This is a genomic window from Xenorhabdus sp. PB62.4 (genome assembly GCF_014467285.1).
GTDB lineage: Bacteria > Pseudomonadota > Gammaproteobacteria > Enterobacterales > Enterobacteriaceae > Xenorhabdus.
Window position 1 is genome coordinate 101,540 of sequence record NZ_NKHR01000004.1, and the last position, 15,734, is coordinate 117,273.

At 46.8% G+C, this 15,734-nt stretch carries 3 protein-coding genes; all 3 read left to right on the plus strand.

Going from position 1 to position 15,734, the window contains the following annotated elements; translation table 11 throughout:
- Positions 1-317 precede the first annotated feature (317 nt).
- Positions 318-1,943 carry a cyclic peptide export ABC transporter gene (locus Xenpb_RS05265; RefSeq protein ID WP_187653389.1) on the plus strand — a complete coding sequence of 542 codons (1,626 nt, stop codon included), beginning with the start codon at positions 318-320 and terminating at the stop codon, positions 1,941-1,943.
- Positions 1,944-2,416: 473 nt separating this feature from the next.
- Positions 2,417-5,656 carry a non-ribosomal peptide synthetase gene (locus Xenpb_RS05270; RefSeq protein ID WP_187653390.1) on the plus strand — a complete coding sequence of 1,080 codons (3,240 nt, stop codon included), beginning with the start codon at positions 2,417-2,419 and terminating at the stop codon, positions 5,654-5,656.
- Positions 5,657-5,692: 36 nt separating this feature from the next.
- The gene (locus Xenpb_RS05275) at positions 5,693-15,733 is read left to right on the plus strand and encodes a non-ribosomal peptide synthetase (RefSeq protein WP_187653391.1); all 10,041 of its coding nucleotides are present in this window, start codon (positions 5,693-5,695) and stop codon (positions 15,731-15,733) included.
- The last annotated feature ends 1 nt before the right edge of the window (position 15,734 follow it).

The window sequence follows — 15,734 nt, forward strand, 5'->3', positions numbered from 1 at the left end:
GCAATATGGGCGTAAAAATAAATATTATAAAACTTAAAAAGAATAGAAATGTTTTCTGATTAAGTTTATTTATTATGGGCTTCTGCATAATAAATTCTATTATTTATTAAAAAACATTATTCACATAGTTTACTCCTGCAATTAAGTAAAGTAACCACTTACATGACTAGTGATTTTTATCACAATTATATTTATTAATATTGCCATGCTATAAATCACGCTTGCAGTTTTATAAGAAAAAAACAACCATAATGGATTGAGTAAACAGATATATGAATTTTCATATAAATTATAACCTTCGACAATGGCTTTTTTTTATGACTCTAATAGCTTATTTATATCGTCAATCCTGGGTATTATTGCTTGTATCGACAATAAGCGCATTAATTAGTGGGTTCGCAGGTGCTTCGATAGTTGGCATGATTAGTCAAGGTGTAACAGAAACCATTAACCTCACCACATTTCTTTGGAGCTTTTTTGGTATCTGTTTTATTTTTTTTATTACTAAGACTATATCGGAAATTACGTTATCCCATCTAGCTCAAGCAGCTATCTTTTCATTACGCCTCAGTTTAAGTAACAAGATATTACGTGCACCACTCAAAAAACTGAATAAAATCGGACGGCACGGTCTTCTGGCAGTTTTAACTAAAGACGTCGATGTTTTCGTACACTCTTTTATGCTGGCACCCAGTGTTTTTGGTAATGTCACCCTAATTATCGCCTGCTTTAGTTATTTGGCCTGGATGTCCTGGCAATTATTTGTCATTTTGGCGGCACTCAGCCTTATTGCAATGTACGTGTTTTATATTTGGGAGAAATACCCATTACGTCTGATGACCTTAATGCGTGATCAGGTGGATAAAATATACCTTAATTTTCAAAGCCTGATTAACGGCAGCAAAGAGCTGAAACTCAATAAACAAAAAGGTAATCTTTTTGTCGATAAAGTTATCTCTCCTGCCGCCAATGTATTCAAAGAAATCTGTATTAAAGCGAATTCCAGTTACGCATGGCTCATCAATGCCAGTTCCGTCACCTTTTATATCATTATTGGTATCAGCATTTTTATTGTCCCCATTTGGATCCCTCAGGAGCCATCAACCCTGTTCACGGTAGCGCTGCTTGTGCTCTTTTTATCAGGCCCTATTAGTGAAGTGATTGGTGCAATCCCGGAATTGAGAGAAGCTGAAGTTTCGTTGAATAAAATGCGCCGCCTTGATAATGAACTGGAAGAAGCGCTCTCCGAACAAATCGAAGGCCCTAATCCATTCCATAATAAGCTGCCAATAGAACTTGAACTGAAAAATGTTGTCCATCATTACACAACGGATAAGGAAGATCGTCAGTTTGCCCTCGGCCCATTAAGTCTGAAAATATCGCAAGGCGAAATTGTTTTTATCGTTGGGGGTAATGGCAGCGGGAAAACCACACTCGCGATGTTGCTTGTTGGCTTGTTTGAACAAGAATCGGGTTCTGTCTCGCTAAACGGCATACCGGTAACATCAGCTAATAATGAGCATTATCGCCAATTCTTTTCTGCTGTTTTCTCCGATTACCATCTCTTCGAACAACTACTCAATAGCGATGCCAATGTTACTGAAAAAGCGACGCATTATATTGAATCATTAAATATGTCACACAAAGTCAAAATCGTTGATGGTGGTTTTTCCACAACCAATCTTTCTGCTGGTCAACGAAAAAGACTGGCATTAGTTTCGGCCTATTTAGAAGATCGTCCTATATACCTGTTTGATGAATGGGCCGCAGACCAAGATCCCGTATTCAAACGTTTATTCTATACTGAACTACTGCCTGAATTAAAAGCTAATGGTAAAACTATCATCGTTATTAGCCATGATGATGGTTATTTTGATTCTGCCGATCGCATTATCAAATTAGAAGATGGCAATATTAAAGAGATCAGTAATAAAATTCATTAGTTCATTAGAATAAAATGAAACACATTACAAAGAGCCTAATTACATAGGCTCTTATTTCACTTTACATATCCATATAAGTTTTGGTTTATGGAGTGGACGCAAAATAACCAAAACTAATAAACTTTGATATTTAATACCTGTAATAAAATTAGATACATTAGAAAAACATTATTATAAATGTGGAATTAAATAATCTAATGTAAAATTATCTAATACAGTAAAGATTATAATTTCTTTCAGTGATGAAAAGGAATTGAGCAAAACATTAAGAATTAGGCTGTTCTTTTTTTATCAGAATGGTCGGCTATTTTTATGCCACTTACTCTGGATAACAGCTACTTTTCCTGGCAGGAATAGATATATCGTCTATTTCATGAAAATATTTTTTATTAGTTCAACCCCGAGTGTGATTTTTTGTTTTAACAGTTCTCATGTTTTTATTTTTAATGTACCCATAAAAAGGGAGCTATAGAATGAATTACCCTGAACAATTGAAACCATTCCCTCTATCGGAAGCGCAAAGTAGTCGCTGGTTTCAATATCAAATAGACCCTGATAAACGTGGTCAGAATAATAGTGCATTTTGTGCTCGCATTAAAGGTTTAACAGCGAAACAACTAGAAGAAGCTCTCAATAAATTAGTGCAAAGACACCCGATGCTGCGAGCAAGTTTTGGACTATATCACGGTGAACTGGGCTATTGCATTGCAGATAGTTCTGAAATCGCACTCACAATACATGATGCACAGCATCTTAGTGAAGAAGCGCTTCAGCAACGTGTTCAGGACGACTGCTGGCATCTTTTTGATTTAACACACCCGCTTCGGATGTACGCCAGTTGGTATCAGTGCAATCCGCAAGAAGGTGTTATGGTACTGACCTTTGATCATCTGGCGGTTGATGGCTGGTCTTATTGGGTACTGTTAGATGAACTTGATGCCCTGCTTTCTGAAAAGCCCCTGAAACCTGCGCCAGAAAATAGCTTTCACGACTATGTGGAATGGCAGCAACAATGGTTAAAAAGCGCCAGCGCAAAAAAACAACAACAATTCTGGCAAAATACCTTGGCTGGTAATTTAACTGTAACGCAATGGCCCGCTAAAAATAGCCTTACGCCTGATACAGGGAAAATCTCTTTATATAAAAAAGTACCCAATTCTCTGGCAAATAAACTGCAAGCTCTGGCATCGAAATATGATAACAGCCTGTTTGCCATTTTTCTGGCCGCCTACCAAATCCTCCTTAGTCGCTATACCGGTCAGGATGACATTATCATCGGCTCTATCATGCCGGGCCGGGGACGTGCCCGTTGGGGAAAACTGGTCGGCGAGTTTATCAACCCGATAGCGTTACGCAGCCAGATAAAGGGTGAAATGACAGTTCAGGAGCATATCACACAGGCAACAAAAACCGTCCGGCGAGGTATTGAAAACCAGAAATATCCGTTTTCCAAGGTATTGGAACAACTGCAATTGCAACGTAATGCAGAAACCCATCCGGTTTTCCAAACCGTCATGATATTTCAAAAAGCCAGATATATTGGTGATTTATCCTCACTCTGGATGGCGGAAGACAACGATGTGATGGTGCAATGGGGTAATGCTGAATTGAGGCCTTTCCCTCATCCATACTACGCCGACATTCCTGTTCCATTAATGGTGAATATTCTGGAAGTCGATGGTCAAATCCGTTATGCCTTTTATTTCGATACCAAGGTGTTTGATACTGGACTCATCTCTCAGTTAATGCAGAATCTCCTGAACCTGCTGGAAGCAATGGCCGATGACGAACAACAAACAGTTAATCGTTTGCCTTTGATGGACGAACAAGCACGTCAACAAGTCCTCCATAGTTTCAACAACACCGACAAACCCTTTCCACAACATGCGCTGATCCATCAATTCATTGAACAGCAAGTAGAACGCAGCCCTGATGCTACGGCATTGTGCTATGAGAATACGCAACTCAGTTATGCGGAATTAAATCATCGGGCCAATCAACTGGCTCATGCCCTTGTTAATGCGGGTGTTCGCCCTGATGATCGCGTAGCCATCTGCATGGAACGCAGTTTGGATATGGTAATCAGTCTGGTCAGTATCTTAAAAGCAGGAGCTGCTTATGTGCCGCTCGATCCTGAATATCCGACTGATAGGCTTGCTTATATCCTGTCAGACAGTGAACCGGTGATCCTGCTAACCCATCATGACTTGCAAGAACAATTACCTGCAATCGAAATACCTGTCTGGTTTTTGGATAATCCAACCGTTCAGGCTGATATCACCCACCAGCCCGGTGATAATTTAGATGCCGTGCATTTGGGGCTAACATCCCGGCATTTGGCCTATGTGCTCTACACTTCCGGATCAACGGGACTACCCAAAGGGGTAATGAATGAACATCGCGGTGTGGTTAACCGTTTACTCTGGGCGCAGGATACTTATCAACTCACCCCTCAAGATCGGGTTTTACAAAAAACCCCATTCAGTTTTGATGTTTCTGTTTGGGAATTTTTCCTTCCCCTGATGTTTGGTGCCCAGTTAGTGATGGCCCGCCCTGGTGGTCACAAAGAACCGCACTATTTATTGGACGAGATCGAAAACCGTAATATTACTACGCTCCATTTTGTACCTTCCATGTTGCAAAGTTTTCTCCACTACATCCCAACCGGACGTTGCCTTTCTCTGCGCCAAATTTTATGCAGCGGGGAAGCGCTTCCTTATGCCTTGCAACAACAGTGCCTGTCCCACTTTCCTCACACTGAACTGCATAATTTATATGGGCCAACAGAAGCAGCCATTGATGTTACGGCCTGGAAATGTGTACCGGATCGCTATATCGGACAAGTGCCGATTGGGCATCCTATTTCCAATATTCAAATCTATATTCTCGATACATATGGAGAACCCGTTCCAATTGGTGCCGCAGGTGAAATCCACATCGGGGGAGTCGGTGTTGCCCGTGGTTATTTAAACCTGCCTGAACTGACCGCAGAGCGTTTCATTACCGATCCATTCCGTCCCGATCCTGATGCCCGTCTATACAAAACAGGCGATCTGGGGCGCTGGCTGCCTGATGGCAGCATTGCCTATCTGGGACGCAATGATTTTCAGGTTAAAATTCGCGGATTACGTATCGAGTTGGGCGAAATTGAAACTTGCCTGACCCAATGTGCCGATATTCGTGAAGCCGTGGTGATTGCCCGTGAAAATGACACGGGAGATAAACGACTCGTCGCCTATTTAATCCCCAATAAGGATTGCACACCGACTATCTCTCAACTGCGCGAGCAATTGAGTAAGCATCTCGCGGATTACATGATCCCGAGTGCATTTGTGATGATGGAAGCTTTTCCCCTCTCCCCAAATGGCAAGCTCGATCGCAAATCTCTCCCTGCCCCTGATCACTCAGCCATGTCTACCCGTGAATATGTCGCTCCAGAAGGCGAAACCGAGGAACAATTGGCCATTATTTGGCAAGAATTATTAGGGTTAGACCGGATAAGCCGCTATGACAACTTCTTCGAATTGGGCGGTCATTCTCTGCTGGTATTGCAGCTACAGTCGCAGATCAAGAAAACATTAGATGTTGAGTTATCCATTTATCAACTGTTTTCACACCCGACCCTCTGTCAGCTTGAAGAGTGCATTGTCGATGCGCTATTGCTGCAATTTGATTCAGAGTCTTTACAAGATATTTATAAATCAATGAATTAGGCCTTACCTCATATTGTTTTAAATGGTGATAATTAAATGAATAAGAACGAGCTTTCATCTCTACCATTAGCTGAACGAAGAAGACTACTTGAGTTAGCCAAATCAGCAAAATTGACCCGCCAGTCTACCCAGAAAACAGAAATCAGGCCTCAGTCTCGTGATAATGGTGTGCCATTATCATGGGCACAACAACGTTTATGGTTCCTTGCTCAATTAGATCCTGCCGCACAAACGGCATACCACATGTCAGCAGGTTTGAACCTGAAAGGCAGGCTGGACCTGAACGCCCTACAAGCTGCATTGGATTGTATTGTGGCGCGCCATGAAATTCTGCGTACAACTATCGTGACGGTAGAAGACGAAGCACAGCAAATCATCAATGATGAAAATTGTGGTTTTCCTTTAATACAAGAAGATTTCAGCCAACTATTCTCCGAACAAAAAAACGCATCAGAGCAGCAAGCAGCAATTGAAAAAGCCGCCTATCTTGAGGCAAACCGTCCCTTTGATTTTGTTAATGGTCCTTTGGTACGTGGGCGATTGCTAAAACTGGCAGAAAACCAACATATCTTACTGTTGACCCAACATCATATTATTTCAGATGGCTGGTCAGTCAGCGTCTTTATGCAAGAATTGTCCACGCTTTATCACGCATTCAGCCAAGGGCTGCCAGATCCAATGCCAGCCCTGACAATTCAGTATGCTGACTACGTTCTCTGGCAGAAAAATGCGTTGCAGGGAGAGGTGCTGGAAAAACAGGTTGAGTTCTGGCGTAACACCTTGAAAGGCGCTCCCGCATTACTGGAATTACCCACTGATCAGCCGCGACCGGCGAAACAAAGCTATACTGGCGGACGAGTTAATATTGTTTTCCCGCCTGCATTGCAGACAGGTTTAAAAAATCTCAGCCAGCGTCACGGCACAACCTTATTTATGACACTATTGGCCGGATGGGCCACTCTGCTTTCCCGCCTCAGCGGTCAGGATGATATTGTAATTGGTACGCCCGTCGCCAATCGTCAACAACCTGAATTAGCCCCTTTGATCGGCTTCTTTGCCAACACGTTGGCATTACGGGTGCAACTGCATGATAACCCCAGTGTCAGCAACCTCTTGGCAGAGGTGAAAGAACAGGCTATCAAGGCATTCGCCCATCAGGATCTGCCTTTCGAGCAATTGGTCGAAACCCTGCAACCCCCGCGCAGCCTGAGCCATAGCCCAATCTTTCAGGTTATGCTGGCAACAAATAATGTACCGGGACAACGGCATTTCGAACTGCCGGGATTGGTATTGGATGAGCGGCCATTAATCAGGGACAGTGCTTACTTTGACCTGACATTAACTCTGGATGAAACCGAAAACGGGTTAACGGGGGATCTGGAATATGCCAGCGACCTGTTCGATCACACCACGATTGAACGCATGGTCAACCACCTATACACCTTACTTGCGGCAATGGTGGCAGATGATACTCAACACGTGGCTGAACTGCCGTTGATGGAGCCACCGCAGCTCAAACAATTGCTGGTGGATTTTAACGACACAGCACTGGATTACCCGCAGGATAAGCTGATTCACCAACTGTTTGAACAGCAAGCAAAGTCGATGCCTGACGCTATCGCCTTGGTATACCAAGATACTCAACTGAGTTATGCAGAACTGAACCAGCACGCCAACCAACTGGCACATAGCCTGATTGCATTTGGTATACGCCCGGACGATCGCGTGGCTCTGTGCGTTGAGCGCAGTCCCGATATGATTATTGGCATGTTGGGCATCCTCAAAGCAGGCGCGGGCTATGTTCCCTTTGATCCGGAATACCCTGCCGAACGTTTGGCTTATCAATTGTCAGACAGCACGCCGATGTTATTGCTGACTCAACAACACTTACAAACAAGCTTGCCCGCAACGGAAATGCCGGTTTGGCTGTTGGACGATGAAGATCATCGAAATACCGTGGCACAACAGCCAACACATAATCCTGACGCCAGTCAATCGGGGCTGATGCCACATCATCTGGCCTATATTATTTATACCTCTGGCTCGACCGGATTACCCAAAGGGGTTATGCTTGAGCACCGCAATGTCGTCAACTTTATCCACGCCCAACATCAAATCAGCCAACCTCAGCCGGGGGATCGCGTCCTGCAATTTGCGACCATGGCGTTTGATACCTCCGTGTCTGATATTTTCCCAACGCTGGCCGCGGGAGCGACTTTAGTCCTGCGTCCTGCTCATGTTCGCGTGCCTGATGCAGCATTTATTGATTTTTTACAGCAGCAGAAGATCACCATTATGGATGTACCCACCGCTTTCTGGCATCAATGGGTACAGGAGATAAAAGCAGGCCGCACCGGTTTCAGTCCTTACCTCAATACCGTGATTGTCGGTGGAGAAAAAGCGGAGTATCGCCATTTGGCAGACTGGCAATCCCTGCCAGAGACGCAGTTCTGCCGCTGGATCAACACCTATGGCCCCACTGAAACGACCGTCATTGTCACTTCATTAACACTTGAGAGGGGGAACTCTTCTGAAATCGTGAATAACATTCCGATTGGCCGCCCTAATGCCAATTCCCGTATTTATATTCTCGACTCTCTCGGTCAACCCGTTCCTGTGGGTGTCAGTGGAGAAATTTATATTGGCGGTGCCGGTGTCGCTCGGGGTTACCTGAATAAGCCGGAACTGACTACAGAACGCTTTGTCCCCGATCCATTCAGTGTTTATCCATCCAAAGAAAAGTCCGACGCCCGCATGTATAAAAGTGGCGATCTGGGACGCTGGTTACCAAATGGCACTATCGAATATCTGGGGCGTAATGATTTTCAGGTTAAACTACGTGGCTTCCGCATTGAATTGGGAGAAATCGAGGCACAACTGGCGGCTTGCAAGGGCGTTAAAGATGTTGTCGTTATTGCCAGAGAGGAATCAACCGGCGATAAACGTCTGGTCGCTTACCTGATACCACAACCTGATGTCACACTTACCCCTTCTGATCTGCGTGAACAGCTAAGCACGCACCTGATGGAACACATGATCCCCAGTGCCTTTGTCATACTGGACGCCTTCCCGCTGACCGGAAGTGGAAAGTTGGATCGAAAAGCCCTGCCTGCCCCCGATCGCGCTGCGATTGCCAGCCGTGAATACGAAGCACCCCAAGGGGAAATCGAACAGAAACTGGCGGAAGTCTGGCAATCCCTGCTGGGAATAGAACGAGTGGGACGTCACGACAACTTTTTTGAACTAGGTGGACATTCTCTGCTAACCGTGCAAATGGCCTCCCGTTTACGCCACGTTCTTAATATCCAGATGGACTTGCAGGCTCTGTTTACTCGCCCTGTATTGTCAGATTTAGCGCAATTGCTGAGCACAACTATCATATCAGGCACATCAGGGCATCAATCCACACAACCGTTGATATTGCCTGCCAACCGGGAGCAAACGCTTCCTTTATCCTGGGCTCAACAACGTCTGTGGTTCCTGGCACAGTTAGATTCTGCTGCACAAACGGCATACCACATCGCTGGCGGATTGCGTCTGAAAGGCCACCTGAACCAGAGCGCCCTGCAAGCCACACTGGACAGAATCGTTGCACGTCATGAAATTCTGCGCACAACCATTAAAGTCGTCGATGGTACAGCCCGGCAAATCATTGGCGATGCGGCTCAAGGTTTCAACTTAACTATCAAAGATCTCAGCCAGCTAACAGAAGCAGCAAAACAGGCTGCCATTGATGAAGCATCTCAGTTTGAAACCAACCATCCCTTTGATTTTGCACGGGAACCATTAATACGTGCTCAACTGCTGAAACTCGCAGATGATGAGCATGTCATGCTATTAACCCAGCACCATATGATTTCCGATGGCTGGTCACTGAACGTTCTGATGAATGAACTGACCACACTTTACCGCGCTTTTAATCAAGGACAGAAAGATCCGCTGCCTGAGATGACATTGCAATATGCTGACTATGCCGTCTGGCAACGGCAATGGCTGCAAGGTAGTGTATTGGAAAAACAAGTGAATTTCTGGCGAAATGCCCTGCAAGACGCCCCCGTTTTGCTGGAGTTGCCTACGGATAAAGTACGTCCTGCGGTACAGAGCTATCGCGGGGATCAAGTGACATTCACCCTCTCCCCAGAGCTGAGCGACGGATTAAAAGCACTGAGCCAGCGTCATAGCGCCACGCTATTTATGACCTTGTTGACAGCCTGGTCAATTTTACTTTCCCGCATAAGTGGTCAGCGAGATATTGTCATTGGTACACCGGTTGCCAACCGACAACACAGTGAGCTAGAGCCGCTGATCGGTTTCTTTGCCAATACGCTGGCACTCAGAGTTAAACTGGAAGATAACCCCACAGTGGGTGCTTTATTGGCACAAGTGAAAGCCCATGCACTGGAAGCCTATGTCCATCAGGATTTGCCATTTGAGCAACTTGTTGAAGCCCTGCAACCGCCACGCAGCCTGAGCCACAGCCCAATATTTCAGGTGATGCTCGCGCTGGATAACACGCCAATACAGCAATCTCTTGAGTTATCCGGCGTAATATTGGATGAACTGCCATCAACCCGAAGAAGTACCCATTTCGATCTGTCACTTTCCATGAATGATACCGACAATGGTTTAGTCGGTGAGTTGGAATATGCCAGCGATCTGTTTGAACATGCCAGCATTGAGCGCCTCGCCAGCTACCTGCACACCCTGCTGAATGCGATGGTTGAAGATGATTCACTGCGGGTGGAAGATTTACCCTTGCTACAACCGCAGCAACTCAGTCAATTATTGGAAGATTTCAATGATACAGCGCTGAGCTCTCCGCAGGATAAGCTAATCCACCAATTGTTCGAACAGCAAGCAGAGCGGACACCTGATGCGGTTGCGTTAGTGTTTGAAGACAGCCAACTGAGTTACGCGGAACTGAACCACCATGCCAATCAACTGGCACACTCTCTGATAGCGTCCGGTGTACGCCCGGATGATCGTATCGCTATCTGTGTGGATCGCAGTCTGGATATGATCATTGGCATGTACGCGATTCTCAAAGCGGGTGCCGGCTATATTCCCCTTGATCCGGAATACCCTACTGAACGACTGGCTTATCAGTTGTCGGATAGCAAGCCTGCATTATTACTGACCCAACATCATTTACAGGATCGATTGCCCATACAGGGCGTGTCAGTCCTGCTGCTGGATGATGAAACCCATCGCAATATGATGGCACAACAACCTGCACATAATCCTGATCCTGAACAACTGGGACTTCAACCCCACCATTTGGCCTATATCATTTACACCTCTGGTTCAACCGGACAGCCCAAAGGCGTAATGCTGGAACATCGCAATGTGGTGAACTTTATCCACGCACAGCAGCAAACCAGTGAACCTCAATCGGGTGATCGCATTCTGCAATTTGCGACGGTGGCATTTGATACTTCGGTATCTGATATTTTCCCTACCCTCGCATCAGGTGCTACGCTGGTTCTGCGTCCTCCTCATATCAGAATACCGGATATGGCATTTGTCGCGTTTTTGCGTGAACAGAAGATCACCATTATGGATATGCCAACCGCCTTCTGGCATCACTGGGTGCAAGAGATGATGGCAGGCCGCAGTGGATTCAGCTCTTACCTGCACACCATTATTGTGGGTGGTGAGAAAGCAGAATACCGCCATTTAATGAATTGGCTATCCAGTTCAGAAACACAATCCTGCCGTTGGATTAATTCCTATGGCCCTACTGAAACGACGGTCATTGCTACGACGCTGACGCTGGACAGCCAGAACCCTCTTCATCTCGAAGGCTCTATCCCGATTGGTTATCCACTGCCCAATACCTGTATTTATATTCTGGATACCCACGGTCAGCCGGTTCCCATTGGTGTGAGCGGAGAAATCCATATCGGCGGTGCAGGCGTTGCCCGTGGTTATCTGAATCAACCCGATTTGACGGCGGAGAAATTTGTTGCCGATCCATTCAAAGAAAAGCCCGATGCCCGTATGTATAAGACCGGCGATCTGGGACGCTGGCTGCCAAACGGGGCCATTGAATATCTGGGACGCAATGACTTTCAGGTCAAGATACGGGGTTTCCGCATTGAACTGGGCGAAATTGAGGCCAGGTTGGTGCAATGCCATGGAGTACATGAAGCGATCGTGACCGCCCGCGACGTGCTTTCCCATAAAACGCTTTCCCATGAAGAAAGCTCAGGCGAGAAACGGCTTGTTGCTTATGTGATCCCCAAATCCGGCGCTGAACTTGAGCCTGCGACCCTACGTCAGCAGCTTGCACAACATCTCGCCGAGTATATGCTGCCTAACGCCTTTGTGATGTTAGACGCCTTCCCGTTGACACCCGGTGGAAAAATTGACCGTAAAGCGCTGCCAGAACCGGATCAAGCAGCACTCGTCATGCGCAGCTATGAAGCGCCAGCCAATGAAACGGAAATGGCACTGGCTGAAATCTGGCAAGCGTTATTAGGGCTGGAAAACATCGGACGTTCTGACAATTTCTTTGAGCTGGGCGGTCATTCTCTGATGGTCGTCAACCTGCTCGAACAGCTCCGTAATCAGGGTTGGGATCTTGATATCCGTACCGTGTTTGCTGCTCCTGTACTGTCTGAAATGGCGAAAGCAATGCAGGCTATGCAGGACAATGCAGACACGTTCATTGTGCCGCCCAATCTCATCCCTGACGACTGCACGGCCATTACACCGGATATGCTGCCTCTGGTATCCCTGTCGCAAAACGAGATTGATACTATTGCTGACGCGATCCCCGGTGGTAGCGCTAACATTCAGGATATCTACCCGCTCGCACCGCTACAAGAAGGTATTCTGTTCCACTACCTGCTGCAAACACAGGGCGATACCTATTTATTGCGTCATTTTTTCGCATTCGATACCCGTGAACGCCTTGATGCCTTCCTGACAGCTTTACAACAGATCATTGATCGCCACGATATTCTGCGGACCGCTGCTTACTGGCAGGGATTAGCTCAGCCGGTGCAAGTGGTCTGCCGCCATGCACCGCTGTCAATTAGCGAACTCACTCTATCAGCGGAAGAAAGTGCCGAAGCCCAATTAAATCGCCTCACTGATCCACGCACGGTACGGATGGATCTGACCCAAGCGCCGTTGCTGTCCGCACATATCGCGCAAGATCCGGCGTCAGGACAGTGGCTGCTTTCCTTACTGAACCACCATTTAGTTTGTGACCACTTATCTCTGGAAATCATATCCCATGAAGTGAAGGCGCTGCTCTTGGGAGAAGGTGACAACCTGCCCGCACCTCTGCCTTACCGTAACTTCATTGCCCAAATTCACAATGTGTCGCCGGAAGCCCATCAGGCTTATTTTCAGGCCCTGTTGGGCGATGTGGATGAACCAACTCTGCCGTTTGGATTACATGACATCCAGAGTGGTAATCATGATGAAGATCAGCATAACGACATAGTGGAAGATACTTTCGTCCTTGACAGCGACTTAGCCCGCAGTCTGCGTGATTGTGCCCGCCAACAGGGGATAAGTGCCGCAGTCTTGTTCCATGTCGCATGGGCGCAAGTCTTGGCGCGATGCAGTGGACGGGATGATGTGGTGTTCGGCACGGTTCTGTTAGGGCGCTTACAAGGTGGAATCGGGGTTTCTAAAGTACTCGGTATGTTTATCAATACCCTGCCTGTTCGCGTTCGGTTACAGGCACGTACTGTTCAGCAGGTTGTACAGGAAACTTACCAACAACTGACTGAATTATTGGATCACGAACAAGCATCATTGGCTGTTGCCCAGCGTTGCAGTGGTATTCAGGCTCCCATGCCATTGTTCAGCAGCCTGCTCAACTTCCGCCATACTCCACGTGACGAAATGGAATTCACATCACAGGCTTGGGAAGGTATACAGATACTCAATGGTGAAGAACGCAGTAACTATCCATTCTCGTTGGATGTGGATGATTTTGACGAAGGATTTTCTCTCACTGCCCAGTGTAACCAGCAGATCAATCCAGCGCGCCTGAATGCCTATATGGCAATCGTGCTGAAAGAGCTGGTATCAGCTTTGCAACATGCGCCACAACAATTGATCGAATCCATCAATATCCTGCCACTGGCAGAGCGCAACCAACTATTGAAGGATTTTAACGATACGGAACTGGCCTATCCGCAAGATATGCTGATTCATCAACTGTTCGAACAACAAGCGGCAAGGATACCCGATACCATCGCATTGGTGTCTGACGATATTCAATTGAGTTATGCAGAACTGAATCACCATGCCAACCAACTGGCACACAGCCTGATAGCCTTTGGTGTGCGACCTGATGATCATGTGGCTCTGTGTGTCGAGCGTAGTCTGGACATGATCATTGCCATGCTAGGTATTCTCAAGGCCGGCGCGAACTATGTTCCGCTTGATCCAGAATATCCTCTCGATCGGCTGGCCTATCAGGTGTCGGACAGTAAGCCTGTGTTACTGCTCACCCTGCAACATTTACAAGCGCGTTTGCCGCTGCAAAACGTCTCCGTCTGGTTATTGGATGATGACACGCATCGGGAACGCGTGGCACAACAACCTGTACATAATCCTGACGCTGAACAGTTGGGGCTTTGCTCCCATCATCTGGCCTATATCATTTACACCTCTGGTTCAACGGGACAGCCCAAAGGCGTTATGGTTGAGCACCGCAATGTGGTGGGCTTTATCCATGCCCAACATCAGATCAGCCAGCCTCAGCCGGGGGATCGCATTCTGCAATTTGCCACTGTGGCGTTTGATACCTCAGTCTCTGATATTTTCCCGACGCTGGCAGCAGGGGCAACATTAGTCCTGCGTCCTGCGCATATCCGTATCCCGAATGCTGAATTCATTGATTTCCTGAACCAGCAGCAAATTACCATCATCGATTTGCCAACCGCTTTCTGGCACCACTGGGTACAGGAGATGAAAGCAGGTCGCACCGGTTTCAGCGCTTATCTGAAAGCAATTATTGTCGGTGGAGAAAAAGCAGAATACCGCCATTTAGTGGATTGGCAAGCTCTGCCGGAAACCCAACGCTGCCGCTGGATAAACACCTATGGCCCAACTGAGACTACCGTTATTGCCACCAACCTGATTCTGGATGGCGACACCTATCCAATCAAAGACGCTATTCCGATCGGTTATCCAAATGCCAATACCCAAATCTATATTTTGGACACTTTAGGTCATCCGGTTCCTCTCGGCGTGAGCGGAGAGATCCACATTGCCGGAACAGGCGTTGCCCGTGGTTATCTGAACCGGCCCGATTTGACGGCGGAGAAATTTATTGCCGACCCATTCAGCGCCGATCCAGTCAAAGAAAAGTCTGGTGCCCGTATGTATAAAACCGGCGATTTGGGACGCTGGTTACCTGATGGGACGATTGAGTATCTGGGGCGTAATGATTTTCAGGTCAAGATCCGCGGCTTCCGTATTGAACTGGGCGAAATCGAAGCGCAATTGCTTGCCTGTTCCGGTGTCAGGGAAGCGCTGGTTGTCGCCCGCGAGGAAGATAACGGCGATAAACGGCTGGTGGCGTATGTCATTCCACAGCCTGAGGCTGTGCCGGATGTAAACAGTCTGCGTGAGCAACTTAATGCCCATCTGGCGGGTTATATGGTTCCCAACGCCTTTGTCATGCTGGATGCCTTCCCGCTGACTGCCAGCGGCAAAGTGGATCGCAAAGCGCTGCCGGCACCGGATTATGACTCTATTGCCAGCCATGAATACGAAGCCCCTGAAGGAGAAATCGAACAACAAATCGCCGTTATCCTACAGAACCTACTGAAATTAGAACAGGTAGGCAGGCATGACAGTTTCTTTGATTTAGGTGGAAATTCCCTGTCAATCATCCAGTTAATGGCAAGGCTGCGTGATGAATTCCATCTTGAGGTATCAATCTCAGACATTTTTGCTCATCCAACACTTTCTGAACTCGCTGAGCTTATCGCATCAAGACAGCTTGAAACCTTTTTCGCACAAGAAGATCTCGAATCGCTGCAAAAAGAATTGGAGAACTTGTCTGAAGATGAATTGCGTGCCCTGTTAAATGGAGATAATTAAT

Bases quoted from the DNA above. Each gene is read 5' to 3' on its own strand.
- Xenpb_RS05270 (WP_187653390.1), top strand. From the start codon at position 2,417: ATGAATTACCCTGAACAATTGAAACCATTCCCTCTATCGGAAGCGCAA.
- Xenpb_RS05265 (WP_187653389.1), top strand. From the start codon at position 318: ATGACTCTAATAGCTTATTTATATCGTCAATCCTGGGTATTATTGCTT.
- Xenpb_RS05275 (WP_187653391.1), top strand. From the start codon at position 5,693: ATGAATAAGAACGAGCTTTCATCTCTACCATTAGCTGAACGAAGAAGA.